Below are 16242 nucleotides of genomic sequence, written 5' to 3' on the forward strand. Positions count from 1 at the left end.
GGCTCAGTCGTCGTAGCCGAGCGAGAACGCGGCCTCGAGGTCGTGCTTGGACAGCGCCCGGAAGGCGATGTGCGTCTCGGTGTTCACCACGCCCGGCACCTTGTTGAGGCGGTCGGAGACGATGTCCGCCACCTCCTCGTTGCGGCGGGCCCGGACCAGCACGATGAGGTCGATGGTCCCCGTGACCGAGTAGACCTCCGAGACCCCCTCGATCTCGGCGATGGCCTCGGCGACCTCGGGGATGCGCGCCGTCTCGGCGTGGACAAAGACGATGGCGGTGATCATGGCCCCAAGGCTAGTGCAGCCGGCGTAGCGTCCACCCCATGATCCACGGGGAGCTCTTCCAGACCGCGCGGGAGACGCAGGCGGACCGCCCGTTCGCCCTGCAGAACTCCAAGATGCTCAAGGTGACCATCCCGAACGGCACCGTCATGGCCCGCGCCGGCTCGATGGTGGCCTACCAGGGGCAGATCGGCTTCGAGAACACCGGCAGCGGCGGGATCGGGAAGATGTTCAAGGCCGCAGCCACCGGCGAGGGGGTCCCGCTGATGCGGTGCTCCGGCCAGGGCGAGTTGTTCCTGGCCGACCGGGCCTCCGAGATCCAGGTGCTCTACCTGGAGAACGACATGATCTCGGTCAACGGCGCCAGCATCCTGGCGTTCTCCGAGGGCATCCAGTGGGACATCAACCGCATCGCCGCCAAGGGCGCCATGATGACCGGCGGACTGTACAACGTGTCGCTGCGCGGCACCGGGTTCGTGGCGGTCACGACCAAGGGCCAGCCCGTGGCGCTCGACGTGGCCTCGGCGCCCACCTTCGCCGACGCGCAGGCCGTGGTCCTGTGGACGGCCGGGGTGACGATGGACGTGAAGATCGACACCGGCGGGATCAAGTCCATGCTCCGCGGCGGTAGCGGCGAGACGTTCCAGATGGCGTTCGGCGGCCAGGGCGTGGTGATAGTCCAGCCCTCGGAGAACGTGCCCCAGGGTGCCGGCAGCCAGAGCGGATCGTAGCGACCCCCGGCCGGTCCCGGCTCAGCTCATGTTCTCCGGGGTCCAGTAGGCGCGCATCGCGGCGACCTTGCCCTGCTCGTCGTGGGTCATGAGGTCCCACACGTTGATCGTGGCCTTGGCGCCGCCGTCGAAGTGGGTGGTGATCTCGAAGTTGAACAGCAGGTCGTTGCCGCACACGCGCGCCTCGAGCACCTCGCCCTCGATCCGCAGCGCCACCACGCTGGCGTAGAACTCCCGGATGGCCGCCTTGCCCTGGTGGACGGTGCCGCCGCCGACCGGATCCTCGACCGTGGCCCCCTCGGCGTAGAGGTCCAACACGGCCTCGAGGTCGCCGGCGGTCAGCGCCGCGAGGTAGGCGTCCGCGGTGGACCGGATCTGTTCGGGGGAGGCGCTCATGGTGGGGGGCCTTTCTTGACGACGACGAGACCGTTCACCAGCCTAGAACGTGTTCTTGTTCCGTGGGTCCATACGGTCGGGCGCGGCGGGGTGGCGACTCCGTGACGGTCGCGGATCAGGCCGCGTCGTCGGGGGTGCGCACCATGCAGAAGAGGTCGGTGCGCAGGGTGGCGGGATCGAGGTCCGGGGACGGCTCGGTCACGTAGCTCTCCCAGAACGGGCTACCCGGCGCGCGGCCCATCGCCCCGATCTCGCCCATGAATCCGCCCCACGCCTGCCCGAGCTCGTCGTAGGCGCCGAGGTGGCTGGTCACCGCGACCTCGCCGCCCGGGAGCTCGGACCCGACGATCCGCATCCCCCCGGACTCGATCGGCTCCCCGGTGTGCAGTTCCGCCAGCGGCCGCGCGAGGGGGAAGCCGACCTCGAGGTCGGCCGTGAACTCGGGTTCCTCACTGGTCCGCGTGTAGAGCGCGAAGGCGGGCCCGGCCGGGATGACGCCGGCGGCGAACAGCGCCGGGAACGCGGTGCCGAACGCCGAGTCGAAGAACCGGCCGATGGTCGCCATCGGGACCCCGACGGCTCGGATCACCGCGGTCGGCACGGCCGGAACGGCGAGCACGCGGACCCCGGTCACGGGGTCGGGTCCGAGGTCCGGGTACCCGTGCGGCGGGTCGTCCCCCGTCGTGGGGGGCCGACCGTGTGACGTACCGGGGGACGACGATGACGACGTTGACATTGTGTGGCCCCTCTCGGAGGAACGGTTCCGAGTCCCAGTGTGCGCGCCTCGCGGCCCGGCCGACTATCCCCTCCTCGACCAGTTGAATTAGAAATCAATTACTCAGGTTTCGCGGGCGGCTCCGTGACATGCTCGGTCCGTTGGTTCGCGTTCGAGATCCGGGGATCCCCTCGCTGGTCGGACGCGTCAGTACAGTGCGCCGGCACCGGCTGTCAGCGCCGAGAGGATGGTTTCCATGAGTGACGAGCAGACGTCGAGCGGCCAGATCGGCCAGAAGGCCAGCGAGATGGCCAGCCAGATCGAGCTGACCGCCCGTGACCTGGCCAAGGTCGGCCAGGAGGCCGCCGCCATGGCCGGCACGCTGGCCCACAAGGTGGCGGGCATGGTCAGCCGCAATCCCGACGACACCGAGGGTCCGGACCTCAGCGACCAGGCCCGCGACGTGGCCGAGGCCGTGCGGAAGACCACCGAGGACGCCCTGCGCATCGCCCAGAAGGCCGTCGAGATGGCGAGCAAGATCGCCCAGGCCCCCTCGGGCGGGAGCGACAAGCCCTCCACCTAGACAGACCCGGTTCAGGGAGACCCGGTCTCGGACCGCGCGAACTCCCAGAACCTGTCCGCGTTCGACGGATCGGAGGCCTCCGCGCTGCGCCCGATGAGTGTGGGCGTCCCGCGGAGGTTCCGCATCGCGTCCGGGCCGGTGTAGCTGCACGGCGGCAGCGGTCTGGTCGCGGCGAACATCGTGGTCAGCGCCGCCTGGCTCGCGGGCTGCGCCAGGACCGAGCAGACGCCCGTGACGACCCGATCGACCACGGCGTTCCCGCTGGCGTTGGAGATGCCGGTCGCCGCCCAGCCGGGGTGGGTCAACTGCACGTCCACACCGGCGGGGCCGGCCCCGGCGCGCCCGTCCCGCAGCCGCTGGTCCAGCGCGAGCCCCCACAGCATGTCCGCGAGCTTGGACTGCGCGTAGGCGCTCGGGGCGGTCCAGCGGCGGTGACGGCCCCTGAAATGCGGGTCGTCGAGGTCCAGGGTCCCGGCCTTGTGCGCATCGGAGGCCACGATCACCACGCGTCTGCGCACCAGCGGGAGCAGCAGGGCGGTGAGGAGGAACGGGCCGAGGGCGTTGACGCCGAGGAGCATCTCGAAGCCGTCGACGGTCTCCCTGCGCCTCGGCGTGATGGTCCCGGCGTTGTTGACCAGCACGTCGATCGGCTCGCCCCCGCCGGCCGTGAGCTCGTCGGCCGCTCGCCGCACGCTCGCCAGCGAGGCCAGGTCGAGCTCCACGACCCTCGCCGGACCGGGCAGCCCGGCCGCCACCTCGCGTCCGCGCGCGGTGTCCCGGACTGCGAGGATGACCCGCGCCCCGCTCGCGGACGCCGACCGGGCGGTCTCGAGCCCGACCCCGCTGGTCGCGCCGGTGATCAGCCACGTCTGGCCGCGCAGGTCCGGGATGTCGATGCTCCTGGGTTTCACGTGGAACACGTTACGGATGCGCCGCTGACAGCCCCGCCAAAACCCCTTTTGGCGTAGTGGGGCCGCTCGTCGCGAGGACGGTATCCTTCAACGCGGCCGCCCGGATGCTTGGGTCTCCGGACACGTCTGCCGCCAGTCAATGACGCCGGCCGGGCGCGTTCACAACCACCAGGGGCGCCTAAACCCAGCGGGTGGACGCGCGCGGGCCGCACACTGCTCACTACGCGAGATCTGCCCCTTCGAAGTCGATTCGCCCCAAGGCCGTACGGGCGCCGATCTCTTGGAGGGGCTGATCGCGCGGGACGGGATTACTGCTCGTAGCTTGTGTGCGCCACACACCTCTCAGGCACGCCGGAAGTCGTCACGTCCGCCTCAACGAGCACCGTCTGACCTGCCGCGATGAGACTGGGGTAGTCACTGGCTCCGCCATTGATCTTCTCGTCCTGGTCGTAGCACACGATTCCGACCCGCGCGTTATTCATGTCTGCGCCCGAGGGGTTCGTCAGCTCGAATACTGCAGTGGTGCCGCCGTACTGATTAGCCCTTATTTCTCGCGAAGCCACCGGCTCAATCGGATCGACCACTTGGCGGGTCATCCCGTAGTCGCTAATCGACACCGACGCATCGACCTCGGCCACCTCGGCGCCTGGTGTCGAGCTGAGATCGAACCACACCGGAAGTACGAGCTCCTGTCCGGCCCAGGCCATCGACTCGACCTGGTCGCCTGTACCTAAGATTCCGCCGGACGAGTCGAGGAAATTCATGCTGACAGTGACGAACTCGCCCACCGCGTTCTCATCTTCACTGGTGACCACAGCAATCCCTTGGACGTAACCGTCCTGCTGGCCGAACCCCGTGGCTACAAGCTCGACTGCCGCTGGCGAATCAGGTGTCGCAGCACCGCCGTCCGCGCTTCCCCCAGGATCGTCCGCAGATTCTCCACATGCAGTTAACAAGAAAGCAGTTGAAGCCACGAGGGCAAATAGGCGCATAGCAATACGCTAGTTCGGGGGCTCCACCCCTTCCCCACCGCCCTGGGAGTTCCCCGGGGGAGGTCGCACGTGCTGGATACGATGGCCACATGATCACCGGTGAACTCAAGAGCAAGATCGACGGCGTCTGGAACGCCTTCTGGTCGGGCGGCATCAGCAACCCGCTCGAGGTGATCGAACAGATCACGTACCTGCTCTTCATCCGCCGCCTCGACGATCTGCAGACGCTGCAGGAGAACAAGGCCAGGCGGCTGGGCGAGCCACTCGTCGACCCGACGTTCAAGCCAGGCCAGGACCAGCTCCGCTGGTCACGCTTCAAGAACGCAGAGCCGGGCGTGATGTTCCGGATCGTCGACGACGAGGTGTTCCCGTTCCTGAGGCAACTCGGCGGCGAGGGGTCCACCTACGCCGAGCACATGAAGGACGCCCGCTTCACGGTGCCCACCCCGGCGCTGCTGAGCAAGGTCGTCGACATGCTCGACGACGTGCCGATGCAGGACCGCGACACCAACGGCGACCTCTACGAGTACATGCTGGGCAAACTCGCCTCGGCCGGTCAGAACGGCCAGTTCCGCACGCCGCGGCACATCATCCAACTGATGGTGGCCATGACGGATCCCAAGCCGAGCGATGAGATCTGCGATCCCGCCTGCGGCACGGCCGGCTTCCTCGTCTCCGCCGCCGAGCACCTGCGGGAGCACCATCCGACCGTTCTCACCGACGCCGCCCAGCGGAAGCACTTCGGATCCTCGATGTTCCACGGGTACGACTTCGACTCCACCATGCTGCGCATCGGCAGCATGAACATGCTCATGCACGGCGTCGAGTCGCCGGACATCCGATACCGCGACTCACTCTCCGAGGTCGCGGCGGACACCGAGGGTCGCTACACACTGATCCTCGCCAACCCTCCCTTTAAAGGCAGTCTGGATTACGAATCCACGTCCAAGGCACTGCTCAAGGACGTCAAGACCAAGAAGACCGAGTTGCTCTTTCTCGCTCTGTTCCTGCGCCTGCTCAAGCCGGGCGGGCGCGCGGCGGTGATCGTGCCCGACGGAGTGCTCTTTGACTCGGGGAACGCGTATAAGTCTCTGCGCAAACGCTTGATCGAGGAGCAGAAACTCGACGCCGTGGTCAAGCTCCCCTCGGGTGTGTTCAAGCCGTATGCCGGGGTGTCGACCGCCATCCTGTTTTTCACCAAGACTGACTCCGGCGGCACCGATGACGTGTGGTTCTACGACGTCCGCGCCGACGGCTTCTCCCTCGATGACAAGCGCAACCCCGTCGGGGCCAACGACTTGCCGGACGTGCTTGCCCGTTGGAAGAACCGCGATGCCGAAAGATCCCGCACCCATACAGAGCAGTCTTTCCTCGTGCCCAAGTCCGATATCGTGAACCAAAATTACGACTTGTCGATCCACCGCTACAGGGATGCTCCCCCCGAGGAAAGAGCGAACCGAGATTCTCTAGAAATCATCGCCGACTTGGTCGCGCTCGAGGGCGAAATCCACCGGGGATTAGCTGAGCTGAAGGCGGCACTTTCATGACGTGGCCGATGGCGCAGTTCGATGAAGCAATTATCGACATAACCCGAGGCAATCAGAAAGTACTACAGCGGAACTACCTTTCCGAGGGCGCGATTCCGATAATTGACCAAGGCCAGAGTTTGGTGGGCGGTTATACCGACAATCTGGAGTTTCTTCACCAATCAGAAGGTCCAGTGATCGTGTTCGGTGATCATACAAAGGTCTTCAAGTACGTCGATTTTCCATTCGCCATGGGCGCCGATGGCGTGAAAGTACTGAAAGTTCAGAGTGGCTGGGATTCAATTTTTGTCTACCACTTCCTGCGAAGTGTTCAGTTCCCCGCGCTCGGCTACTCTCGGCATTTCAAGATCTTGAAAGAAAAGACGATTCCGCGTCCGCCAATTGACGAACAGCGTCGAATCGCAGCGCTTCTGAATCACGCAGACGACCTCTACGCGAGGGGCCTCCAGATGCTCTCGCTGTCCGACGAGCTCGCCATGTCGCTGCGCTCTCGCGTATTCCACGGAGAGCTCTGATGCCGGTAGAGATGGGGGTTTGGCGGATCGACGGCCGGACGCCGCGGCGGCTCAGCGCAAGCCAGTTGCCCACCGAGTCCATGCTCGAAGAGTTCCTCGAGCAGGACCCGACGCTCCTGGGTGAGCGCCTCCTCGTCGTCGGGCGGCAGGTTCGGACGCCGTACGGGAAGTACATCGACCTATTGGCCATGGACATCGAGGGCAACCTGCACGTCCTCGAGCTCAAGCGGGACAAGACGCCCCGCGACGTGGTGGCACAGGTGCTCGACTACGGCTCGTGGGTCTCGACCCTCGACCGCGAGACCGTCATCGAGCTGGCCAACGCGCAGCTGGACGCTCCCTTCGAGGCCGCGTTCGAGGAGGTGTTCGGCATCTCCGCTCCCGACGAGATCAACGGGTCGATCAACCTTGTCGTGGTGGCCACCGAGCTCGACTCGTCCTCCGAGCGGATCGTCACCTACCTCCGCGAATTCGGCGTACCCGTCAACGTCGTCTTCTTCACCCACCTCCAGGACGACGGTCGCCGCTACCTCGCACGATCGTGGCTGGCTGGCGACGACGAGGGAGCCCACCGATCAGCGTCGGGCCCCCGGGGCGCGAAGGGCAAGAAGGCGGAGTGGAACGGCATCGACTGGTTTGTCTCCTTCGGCGAGGAGGGCAGCCGCTCCTGGGAGGACGGCCGCCGGTACGGATTCGTCTCCGCGGGCGGCGGGAGCTGGTACTCCGGATCGCTGCGCTCACTTCCCGTCGGCGCCCGGGTCAACGTCCACATCCCCAAGCGCGGCTACGTGGCCGTCGGCACCGTGCTGCGGGAAGCCACGCGATTCGACGACGCGATGGTTGAGGTCGACGGCCAGTGGGAACGGCTGCGGGACCAGAAGTTGAACGCCTCGTACCGGCACTCGCCCGCGGGCGTGAACGAGAACGGCGATGAGAGCGACGACGACGAGTACGTCGTCCCGGTGAAGTGGACAGTCGCCGTGCCACAGTCCGACGCATTCTGGGTCAAGGGGATGTTCGCCAACCAGAACAGCGCGTGCAAGCTCCGTCAGGAGTTCACCCTGGACCGGCTGGGCGAGCACTTCGATCTGGGCCAACTTGAGGAGACCCGATGACCGTCGATCCCACCTGGGACCAGTACATGGCCCCCGCGCTGCAGGTGCTCCTGGACGGTGAGGTCCACCGCGCCCGCGACATCTGCACTTCCGCTGCCGATCTGCTCGGCGTTAGCGCAGAGAAGCGACTGGAGACCATCCCCTCCGGCCAGCAGCGGTACCGCAATCGCGCCAATTGGGCTCTGTCGTACCTCTACCGCGCCGGTGCCGCTGAACGACCAGTACGTGGGCATTACCGCATTACGGATGCGGGGCGGAAGCTGTGCGCTGACCATCCGCACGGGATCAAGGAGAAGGATCTCGCGTCGCTCGGCGGCCCTATTCCTGACCCTCCGGTGATCGATCCTCCCGATGACTCGGCCGAACTGGACCCGGTGGAGCAGGTGTCGCTCGGTGTCGAACGCCTGCATTCTGCTGTCGCGACCGACCTGCTTAATCGGCTCCACGCGAACGAGCCCGTCTTCTTCGAGCAAGCGGTGCTCGACCTGATCATGGCCATGGGCTACGGCGGCGCCGAAGGCACGGCCTCCCGCACCCAGCTTTCCAACGACGGCGGGATCGACGGGATCGTCGACCAGGACGCTCTCGGGTTGAGTCGCATCTATGTGCAGGCCAAGCGCTTCGCCCTCGACGCGACCATCCACCGGCCCACGATCCAGGCCTTCGTCGGCGCCCTCCACGGCAACCAGGCCAACCAGGGCGTGTTCATCACCACCGCGCGCTTCAGCAGCGGTGCCCGCGCCTACGCTGATTCCGTCCCGACGCGAGTCGTGCTCATCGACGGCCCGCGGTTGGCCTCGCTCATGATCCGCTACGGCGTGGGGGTGCAGGTGACACAGACCGTCCACATCGTCGAGGTGGACGAGGACTTCTTCGAGTGATCCGCTGAGTGCGGGCCACTCGACGCCTCTTGCGAAAGTTTCGAAACCGGCTTACGCTTCTTGCAGATGCAAGGAGAAGCGATGACCACACTGCTCGAGCCCAAGACCTACCTTCCCAGCGAGAATGCCGGCGTCGCGGAAATCGATGACCTCCTGCACTCGGGTGACGCCCCGACATTCGCCTTGGTCAACGGCTCTCACTCGGTTGCGCTGCCGGCCGAGATCAACGCCATCCTCACTCAGGTCGTCGCCGCGATGCGGGTCGGCAAGGCGATCACCGTGACCCCGCAGTCTCAGAGCCTCACGACCCAACAGGCGGCCGACCTGCTGGGCATGAGTCGTCCGACACTGGTGAAGCTGATCGACGCGGGGGAGATTCCGTGCACTCGAACCAGCAACCGGCGGATGCTGCTGCTCGACGACGTGATCGAGTATCGCCGCAAGCGCCGCGACCGTCAGCTCGCGGCGATCGCGGCCACGCAGGCTGACTTGGACGAGGACCTCGAGCCCGAAGAGATGCTCGGCATACTCGCCGAAGCACGGGCGGCGCGGCGGAAGCGAATCGACCGGGGTTGACCACGGGATCGAGGGCGGCTGCCACAATGTGACGTGTGCTTGCTGCCGTTCTCGACACCTGTGTGCTGTTCAACGGCTTGACGCGAGACCTATTGCTGTCATTGGTCGCCTTCGACTCATATCGACTGGTCCTCACCGAGCCGAATATCGAGGAGATCGAGGACGTCGAGACGCGCAAGCTCATGAAGCAGGGTCACGACCGCGCCGTGGCCGAGAGAAGAGCAGCGTTCCTCGCCTCGCAACTCCGGGAGAGCTTCGAGGTGGTCTGCCAGTCCCGCTCCACTCTCGTGGCGCCTGTCGGCCTGCCTGATCCCGACGACGAGCACCTCGTGGCCGCAGCCGTCGCCGGAGGAGCCGAGGTCATCGTCACAGCGAACTTCACAGACCTTCCTGACCGCCTCCTGCCCTCTGGAATCCGTACCCAGGACGCGCCGTCGTTCCTTCACGACATGGTCTGCGCCGACCCCGGCAAGGCCGCAATGGCCCTACTCGCGATGAGCGAACGTCGCCGCAAACCACCACAATCGGAACTCGACATCCTCGGTCTACTGGTACTCAAGGGGCAGTTGCGCTCGACCACCGCCGACATCCTCCGGTCGGCCCTGTCCCGCATGAGAGAAGACGATCGATGACCTCCAATTTCGACTTCGTCCCCGCTGAGTGGGGCAGCGTGCGAGCCGATGCCGTCCAGGCTGAATCGAACGGTCGGACGGACCCGCGAGTGAGCGTGTTCTATGCCCGTCGCGTCCTGGAGCAGGTCGTCGCTGTGATCTTTGACCTCGAGCGGCTCCCGCTGCCGTACAACTCAGACCTCAGCGGGCGACTCGGCGACCCCGGGTTCATCGCCTCCGTGGGTCCCGAGATCGTCTCCAAGGCCACGGTCATCCGCAGGGCCGGCAACCGCGCGGTCCACGACAAGAAGGCGATCGAGCAGAACGCCGCCGTCGAGATACTGCGGCAGCTCCACGACCTGCTCAAATGGGCGGCCTACAGCTATTCGTCCACGCCCGATGAGGTGCCCACCTCGTCGTCGTACGATCCTTCACTCATCCCCGCACCCGCCGCCACGGGCGGCCAGCCCCCGCTCACCGCCGCGGAACTCGCCCAGCTCAATAAGGTCCTCGAAGCCAAGGACGCCGCCCTCGCGGCGGAGAAGGCCAACAGCTCGGCGCTCCAGTCGCAGATCGACGAGCTCATCGCCAAGGTCGAGCAAGCGCAGAAGACCAAGGCCGCCCCCGAGCCGACCTTCGACGTCAGCGAGGCGGAGACGCGACGGCAGTTCATCGACGCCGACCTGCGCGAGGCCGGATGGGACCTGGCCGACGCGCGGGACCGCGAGTTCCCCGTCACCGGGATGCCCAGCGAGTCCGGGCAGGGTTTCGTCGACTACGTGCTCTGGGGTGAAGACGGCCTGCCGCTGGCGGTGGTCGAGGCCAAGAAGTCGCTCTCCGACCCCACGGTCGGCCAGCAACAGGCCAAGCTCTACGCAGACTGTCTGGAGGCCCAGTTCGGACGTCGCCCCGTCATCTTCTTCTCCAACGGGTTCGAGCGATGGCTCTGGGACGACGCGATGTACCCGGCCCGCCGGGTCAGCGGGTTCCTCACCCAGGGAGAGCTGGAGCTCACCGTGCAGCGGCGCCATTCACGGGCGCCTCTCTCCCAGACGCCCATCGACAAGACCATCGTGGAGCGGCACTACCAGCAGCACGCGATCCGCTCGGTCGACGCGGTCTTCACGCAAGGGCAGCGGGAGGCGCTTCTCGTCATGGCCACCGGCTCCGGCAAGACCCGCGTCGCGATCGCGCTGGTGGACCAGCTCATGAAGGCCGGCTGGGTCAAGCGCGTGCTCTTCCTTGCCGACCGCGTGGCCCTGGTCAACCAGGCCGTGTCCGCGTTCAAGGCGCACCTGCCGTCGGCGACCACAGTCAACCTGGTCACCGAGAAGTACCAGGAGGGGCGCGTCTACGTCTCCACCTATCCCACCATGATGGGCCTGATCAACCAGACCGACGACGGCCGCCGCGCCTTCGGCCCCGGGCACTTCGACCTGGTGGTGATCGACGAGGCCCACCGGTCCGTGTACCGGAAGTACGGGGCGATCTTCGAGTGGTTCGACTCGCTGCTCGTGGGCCTCACCGCCACCCCCAAGGACGAGGTCGACCGCAACACCTACAGCCTGTTCCACCTCGAGGACGGCGTCCCGACCGACGCCTACAGCCTCGACGACGCCGTGGCCGAGGGTTACCTGGTGCCGCCCGTCGGGGTGTCCGTCCCGACCCGGTTCCTGCGCGAGGGCATCCACTACGACCAATTGTCGGAGGCCGAGAAGGACGAGTGGGATCTCCAGGACTGGGGCGACGAGGAGGCGCCCACGGACATCGACCCCGAGGAACTCAACCGCTGGCTCTTCAACGCCGACACCGTGGACAAGGTGCTGGCCACCCTCATGGCCAGCGGCCACAAGGTGGCGGGTGGCGATCGGCTGGGCAAGACGATCATCTTTGCCAAGAACTACGCCCACGCCAAGTTCATCTGGGAGCGCTTCGACCTGGCCTACCCCGAGTACAAGGGCGAGTTCGCCAAGATCATCACCTACAAGTCCGAGTACGCACAGAGCCTCATCGACGACTTCTCAGAGACCGAGAAGTCCCCGCACATCGCGATCAGCGTCGACATGCTGGACACCGGGATCGACGTCCCCGAGGTGGTCAACCTCGTGTTCTTCAAGATGGTCCGGTCGGCGTCCAAGTTCTGGCAGATGATCGGCCGGGGAACGCGCCTGGCCCCGGATCTCTACGGGCCCGGGGAGGACAAGAAGAACTTCTACGTCTTTGACTTCTGCATGAACCTCGAATACTTCAACCAGCCCGGTGCCGGCAGCGAGGGTTCGGTGCAGAAGTCGCTGGGCCAGCGCTTGTTCGAAGCGCGACTCGGGCTCGTCAGCGCTTTGGACAACTCAGCCCTCGATCAGTCCGCCCCGGGCCAAGACGGCAGCCCGGTCGAACCCGAGCTCCGCGACGCCACCGCCCGGCAGCTCCACGAGATCGTCGCCGGCATGAACCTCGACAATTTCCTCGTCCGGCCAAAGCGCGAGTGGGTCCTGAAGTACCAGGACTGGGCGCGCTGGGACCGCCTCACCCCCCAGCGCGCGGGAGAGGTCGCCGAGCACCTCGCGGGCGTGCCCTCGACCGTGAAGGACGACGACGAGCAGGCCAAGCGCTTCGATCTACTGCTCCTCCGGACTCAGCTCGCGGTCCTCGAAGGCGACCACGTGACGGCCGAGAGGATGCGGGGGCAGATCCAGGAGATCGCCGGGAGTCTGCTGTCCCAGACCACCATCCCCGCGGTCGCCGCGCAGCAGCAGCTCCTCGCCGAAGTGTCGGAGGACGAGTGGTGGCAGGACGTGACGCTGTCCATGCTCGAGCTGGCGCGGCTCCGGATCCGCGGACTCGTGCGCTTCCTGGAGAAGTCGGCGCGCGCGGTCGTCTACACCAACTTCAAGGACGAGCTCGGCGAGGGGTCGATCGTCGAGCTGCCCGGGATGGCGGTCGGCACCAACTGGGAACGCTTCAAGGCCAAGTCCCGGGCCTACCTCCTCGAGCACGAGGACCACATCGCCCTTCAGAAGTTGCGACGGAATAAGCAGCTCACCGCGGCCGACCTGGCGTCGCTGGAAGAGATGCTGGCCAACTCCGGCGCGGGCGGTCCCGAGGACGTCGCTCGGGCTCGGGAGGAGGCGAACGGCCTGGGACTCTTCGTCCGCTCCCTCGTCGGGCTCGACCGCCAAGCGGCCACAGAGGCGTTCTCCGAGTTCCTGTCCGACTCCACGCACTCCGCCACCGAGATCCGGTTCATCCAGCTCATTGTGGAGGAACTCACGGCGAACGGGGTGGTCCCCGCCGCCCGACTCTACGAATCCCCGTTCACCGACCACTCGCCCACCGGACCGGACATGCTGTTCCCCGGGGCCGCCGGCGACCGCATCTTCGTGATCCTCGACGAAGTCCGGGATCGGGCGCGGCCCGAACTCGGTGCCGCGTAGCGGCCGACTCGGAGGCGTCTGCGGCCTATTCTTCGACCATGCGCATCTGTGCCACCCGCTCCCGTCGCCCGCTGGCGTCCGCGGCCGCCGCCCTCGTCGTCGTCGCCTCCCTCGCCGCCCCCGCCGCCGCGGCGCCGAACCCCGCGCCGACCTGGTCGGGGCTCGACACCCGCCAGTGGAACCGGCCGATCCCCGCGCCGGGCGCGGTGGCGGCGACCGTCCCGCTCGACCCGTCGCTCTCGCTGCCGCAGGCCGGCCGGGCCGTCCGCCAGGCCTACGGGACGGTCGACCAGCACGGCCGCAACGCGATCGCCACGTCCGCCGTGTTCCTGCCGCACGGCACTCCCCCGCCGGGCGGGTGGCCCGTGGTGGCGTGGGCGCACGGGACCACCGGCCTCGGTGACGACTGCGCGCCGTCCACCCAGCCGCGCTCGGAGCGCGACGCCGAGTACCTCGGCCACTGGCTGGACCGCGGCTACGCCGTGGTGGCCGCCGACTACGCGGGCCTCGGCACGCCCGGGCTGCTGAGCTACCTCAACGGGCAGGCCGCCGCGCGTGGGATCGTCGACTCGCTGGTCGCCGCGCGCGCGGACGGCCTGCCGCTCTCGCCGAGGTGGGCGCTCGTGGGCCAGTCGCAGGGCGCCGGGGCCGCGCTCGTCACCGCCACCCGCGCCACCGAACTCGGCGCGCCGGCCGGGCTGGACTACCGGGGCGTGGTGGCCACGGGCGCACCGGCGAACATAGAGCTGATCTTCCAGTGGGGCGGCCCGGGATTCCCGCCGGTGTCGCTGCCGCCCGGGCTCAACCTCTACGCGATGTACATCCTCGCCGGGTTCCGCGACCAGCACCCGGAGCTGGACCTGAACAGGTTCCTCACGCCGGCCGGTCGCGAGATGGTCGACGCCGCCGAGACGCTCTGCTACTCGGCCATGCGCGAGAAGGTCGGGGACTTCCAGGTCTCGCAGGCGCTGAGCCGTCCGCTCAAGGACATCCCCGACGGCTTCGGCCTCCTGCAGCGGTACATGGGCACCCCGGCGGTCGGCTACGACAGGCCGGTGTTCCTCGGCCAGGGCCTGCTCGACCTGGACGTGCCCGCCCCGTCGGCGCTGTCGCTCGCCGCGGAGATGACGTTGAACCGGCAGCCCCTCGAACTGCACGTGTACCCGGACCGGGACCACAGCGGGACCGTGTACGCCGCGACGCCGGACGCCACCGCGTTCCTCTCGCGCGTCCTGGGGTGAGCACCACGACCCGCAACTGGACAGTGTGCCAACTTCGTGAGCGGCGCAACTCATGGGGGGACAGCGTCGGGGACTCGTCACCCACTCGACACCCCAATAAACGTTATCTACTTGTCACCTGAAAAATTCCTGTTAGTGTTCTCCGCATCGCCGCGCGGGGATGTCAGGGACTCCCCGCGCGGTTGACTTATTTCCGGGCGGGGCCGCGAATCGGGCCGAGGGCCGTGGATTCTAGAACCTGTTCTAGTACCGTGGCGGTATGAGCGCCCTCGACTTCGAGTCCACCAGCAAGACCATCACCGCCGGCCGCTTCGACCTGCACTATCACGAGGCGGGCGAGGCCAGCCACGCCGAGCCGCAGAACTCCGTGCCCGTCCTCTTCCTCCACGGCTCCGGCCCCGGCGTCACCGCCTGGTCGAACTTCGCCGGCAACTTCCCGGTCTTCGCCGAGCGGTTCCACACCATCCTGCTGGACATGCCCGGCTTCGGTAAGAGCTCCGACCTGGAATGGGAGAAGGCCTACCCGATGATCGCCGCCGAGGCGATCGACGCGTTCTGCGAGGCCAAGGGCCTGGAGAAGGTCGACATCGTGGGCAACTCGATGGGCGGCAACGTCGCCTGCGAGACCGCGCTCGCGTACCCGGGTCGGGTCCGCAAGATGGCGCTCATGGGCCCCGGCGGCCTGGCCGCGCCGCTGTTCACGCCCGAGCCCAGCGAGGGTTCGCGCCGCCTGTTCGAGTTCCTCGCCGAGCCCACCGACGAGAAGATGGCCGCGTGGGTCGACACCATGGTCGGCAATAAGAAGGTCGTCTCCCCCGAGCTGATCCGCGCGCGCACCGAGGCCGCCACCGCACCCGGCGCCGTCGAGCGGATGTACGGCATCTTCGGCTCGATCCTCAAGCCGGAGAACGCGTACACGCCGCTCTACGCCCGGGCCTCGCAGATCCGCCAGGAGACCCTGCTCATCTGGGGCCGCGACGACCGCATGCTGCCGTACGAGCAGGCGCACTTCGCGTTCCGCCAGCTTCCCCGGGCCGAGCTCCACGCCTTCTCCCGCTGCGGGCACTGGGCCATGATCGAGCAGAAGGACAAGTTCGAGCGCCTGGTGATCGACTTCCTGCTCCACTGACCGGTCGGCCCGCCGCCCGCAAGCGCTACCCTCGGCCCATGACCGAGACGCCGCACCCCGACCCCGCGCAGCCTCCCGTCGATCCCCGGACCGGCGAGGACCTGTCGTGGAAGCGCACCCCGGTCGCGGTCGTGCTGCTCGACCGCACCGCCCCGGACCACCGCGAGGTCGGCGAGCTGCTCGAGGAGATCTTCGAGGGCTCCTACGAGGTGGACCCGGGCACGGACGACGATCCGGCGACCGGCGTCTACATCGAGGACGCCACGGTCGTCGTCACCCCGATCGACTCACCCGTGGCCGACGGCGAGGCCTCCCGCTACACCCGCGACCTGGCCATCTGGAACGGCGGCGAGGCCGTGGTGGACACGCATCGGTCCCAGGTCGTCGTGGCCGCCTTCCGGCTCGGACCCGTCGGGGACGACGGGGAGCCGGGCGAACCCGAGTACCTGGACCCCCGACTCGACACGCTCAGGTGCGAGCTCGCGGTGGCCACCGTCACCGCCGCGCTCACCGCCCTGCCCGGCGCGGTCGCGGTGAGCGTGGGGGGCGCCGCGGCCACCCTGCCCGCCGGCCCGTACCGCGACCT

16 protein-coding genes and 1 pseudogene are annotated in these 16242 nt (G+C 67.4%); 12 read left to right on the plus strand and 5 right to left on the minus strand.

Going from position 1 to position 16242, the window contains the following annotated elements:
* Window positions 1-3 precede the first annotated feature (3 nt).
* A complete protein-coding gene (locus B4M60_RS13665) occupies window positions 4-285 on the minus strand; it encodes an Lrp/AsnC family transcriptional regulator (RefSeq protein ID WP_291085105.1) in 282 nt (93 codons plus the stop codon).
* Between the two features lie 38 nt (window positions 286-323).
* Between B4M60_RS13665 and B4M60_RS13670 the strand changes: the two genes are divergently transcribed.
* On the plus strand, window positions 324-1013 hold the full coding sequence (locus B4M60_RS13670) for an AIM24 family protein (RefSeq protein ID WP_291085108.1): 690 nt from the start codon (window positions 324-326) through the stop codon (window positions 1011-1013).
* Window positions 1014-1034: 21 nt separating this feature from the next.
* On the opposite strand, the gene B4M60_RS13675 is transcribed toward B4M60_RS13670, so the two are convergent.
* On the minus strand, window positions 1035-1409 hold the full coding sequence (locus B4M60_RS13675; RefSeq protein ID WP_291085111.1) for a nuclear transport factor 2 family protein: 375 nt from the start codon (window positions 1407-1409) through the stop codon (window positions 1035-1037).
* Window positions 1410-1524: 115 nt separating this feature from the next.
* The gene (locus tag B4M60_RS13680) at window positions 1525-2043 is read right to left on the minus strand and encodes a GyrI-like domain-containing protein (RefSeq protein WP_291085114.1); all 519 of its coding nucleotides are present in this window, start codon (window positions 2041-2043) and stop codon (window positions 1525-1527) included.
* Window positions 2044-2380: 337 nt separating this feature from the next.
* On the opposite strand from B4M60_RS13680, the gene B4M60_RS13685 reads away from it, so the two are divergent.
* The gene (locus B4M60_RS13685; protein ID WP_291085117.1) at window positions 2381-2707 is read left to right on the plus strand and encodes a hypothetical protein; all 327 of its coding nucleotides are present in this window, start codon (window positions 2381-2383) and stop codon (window positions 2705-2707) included.
* Between the two features lie 11 nt (window positions 2708-2718).
* On the opposite strand, the gene B4M60_RS13690 is transcribed toward B4M60_RS13685, so the two are convergent.
* Both B4M60_RS13690 and B4M60_RS13695 read right to left on the minus strand, forming a co-directional pair.
* Complete coding sequence (locus B4M60_RS13690) at window positions 2719-3618, minus strand: SDR family NAD(P)-dependent oxidoreductase (protein ID WP_291085120.1); 900 nt, start codon at window positions 3616-3618, stop codon at window positions 2719-2721.
* Window positions 3619-3926: 308 nt separating this feature from the next.
* On the minus strand, window positions 3927-4610 hold the full coding sequence (locus tag B4M60_RS13695) for an FxLYD domain-containing protein (RefSeq protein WP_291085123.1): 684 nt from the start codon (window positions 4608-4610) through the stop codon (window positions 3927-3929).
* Between the two features lie 89 nt (window positions 4611-4699).
* On the opposite strand from B4M60_RS13695, the gene B4M60_RS13700 reads away from it, so the two are divergent.
* The 10 genes and pseudogenes from B4M60_RS13700 to B4M60_RS13745 all read left to right on the plus strand — a co-directional run.
* Window positions 4700-6157, plus strand: coding sequence for a type I restriction-modification system subunit M (locus B4M60_RS13700; RefSeq protein ID WP_291085127.1), 1458 nt, complete (start codon window positions 4700-4702; stop codon window positions 6155-6157).
* A gap of 8 nt (window positions 6158-6165) precedes the next feature.
* Entirely contained in the window at window positions 6166-6672 is a 507-nt protein-coding gene (locus B4M60_RS13705; protein ID WP_291085130.1) for a restriction endonuclease subunit S, read from the plus strand.
* An 80-nt stretch (window positions 6673-6752) separates the two neighbouring features.
* Entirely contained in the window at window positions 6753-7787 is a 1035-nt protein-coding gene (locus B4M60_RS13710) for an endonuclease NucS (RefSeq protein WP_291085133.1), read from the plus strand.
* Window positions 7784-8668, plus strand: a complete 885-nt coding sequence (locus B4M60_RS13715) for a restriction endonuclease (RefSeq protein ID WP_291085136.1) — start codon at window positions 7784-7786, stop codon at window positions 8666-8668. The genes B4M60_RS13710 and B4M60_RS13715 overlap by 4 nt, the downstream gene beginning before the upstream one ends.
* Before the next feature lie 81 nt (window positions 8669-8749).
* On the plus strand, window positions 8750-9244 hold the full coding sequence (locus tag B4M60_RS13720) for a helix-turn-helix domain-containing protein (protein WP_291085139.1): 495 nt from the start codon (window positions 8750-8752) through the stop codon (window positions 9242-9244).
* Window positions 9245-9279: 35 nt separating this feature from the next.
* Window positions 9280-9876 carry a PIN domain-containing protein gene (locus B4M60_RS13725; protein ID WP_291085142.1) on the plus strand — a complete coding sequence of 199 codons (597 nt, stop codon included), beginning with the start codon at window positions 9280-9282 and terminating at the stop codon, window positions 9874-9876.
* Window positions 9877-9965: 89 nt separating this feature from the next.
* Window positions 9966-13286: a DEAD/DEAH box helicase family protein gene (locus B4M60_RS13730; RefSeq protein WP_349679631.1), complete on the plus strand. Its 3321-nt coding sequence runs from the start codon at window positions 9966-9968 to the stop codon at window positions 13284-13286.
* A 38-nt stretch (window positions 13287-13324) separates the two neighbouring features.
* Window positions 13325-14527: a lipase family protein gene (locus B4M60_RS13735; protein WP_291085148.1), complete on the plus strand. Its 1203-nt coding sequence runs from the start codon at window positions 13325-13327 to the stop codon at window positions 14525-14527.
* A gap of 259 nt (window positions 14528-14786) precedes the next feature.
* Entirely contained in the window at window positions 14787-15656 is an 870-nt protein-coding gene (locus B4M60_RS13740; protein ID WP_291085151.1) for an alpha/beta fold hydrolase, read from the plus strand.
* A 38-nt stretch (window positions 15657-15694) separates the two neighbouring features.
* Window positions 15695-16242 (plus strand): annotated as a pseudogene (locus tag B4M60_RS13745) (hypothetical protein); the annotation flags it as partial.

The sequence above is a fragment of the Dietzia sp. UBA5065 genome (genome assembly GCA_002415925.1).
Classification (GTDB): domain Bacteria; phylum Actinomycetota; class Actinomycetes; order Mycobacteriales; family Mycobacteriaceae; genus Dietzia.

Excerpts from the sequence above, each read along its gene's own strand:
- B4M60_RS13665 (WP_291085105.1), bottom strand. The coding sequence starts at position 285 with ATGATCACCGCCATCGTCTTTGTCCACGCCGAGACGGCGCGCATCCCC.
- B4M60_RS13670 (WP_291085108.1), top strand. The coding sequence starts at position 324 with ATGATCCACGGGGAGCTCTTCCAGACCGCGCGGGAGACGCAGGCGGAC.
- B4M60_RS13675 (WP_291085111.1), bottom strand. The coding sequence starts at position 1,409 with ATGAGCGCCTCCCCCGAACAGATCCGGTCCACCGCGGACGCCTACCTC.
- B4M60_RS13685 (WP_291085117.1), top strand. The coding sequence starts at position 2,381 with ATGAGTGACGAGCAGACGTCGAGCGGCCAGATCGGCCAGAAGGCCAGC.
- B4M60_RS13695 (WP_291085123.1), bottom strand. The coding sequence starts at position 4,610 with ATGCGCCTATTTGCCCTCGTGGCTTCAACTGCTTTCTTGTTAACTGCA.
- B4M60_RS13700 (WP_291085127.1), top strand. The coding sequence starts at position 4,700 with ATGATCACCGGTGAACTCAAGAGCAAGATCGACGGCGTCTGGAACGCC.
- B4M60_RS13705 (WP_291085130.1), top strand. The coding sequence starts at position 6,166 with ATGGCGCAGTTCGATGAAGCAATTATCGACATAACCCGAGGCAATCAG.
- B4M60_RS13710 (WP_291085133.1), top strand. The coding sequence starts at position 6,753 with ATGCTCGAAGAGTTCCTCGAGCAGGACCCGACGCTCCTGGGTGAGCGC.
- B4M60_RS13715 (WP_291085136.1), top strand. The coding sequence starts at position 7,784 with ATGACCGTCGATCCCACCTGGGACCAGTACATGGCCCCCGCGCTGCAG.
- B4M60_RS13720 (WP_291085139.1), top strand. The coding sequence starts at position 8,750 with ATGACCACACTGCTCGAGCCCAAGACCTACCTTCCCAGCGAGAATGCC.
- B4M60_RS13735 (WP_291085148.1), top strand. The coding sequence starts at position 13,325 with ATGCGCATCTGTGCCACCCGCTCCCGTCGCCCGCTGGCGTCCGCGGCC.
- B4M60_RS13740 (WP_291085151.1), top strand. The coding sequence starts at position 14,787 with ATGAGCGCCCTCGACTTCGAGTCCACCAGCAAGACCATCACCGCCGGC.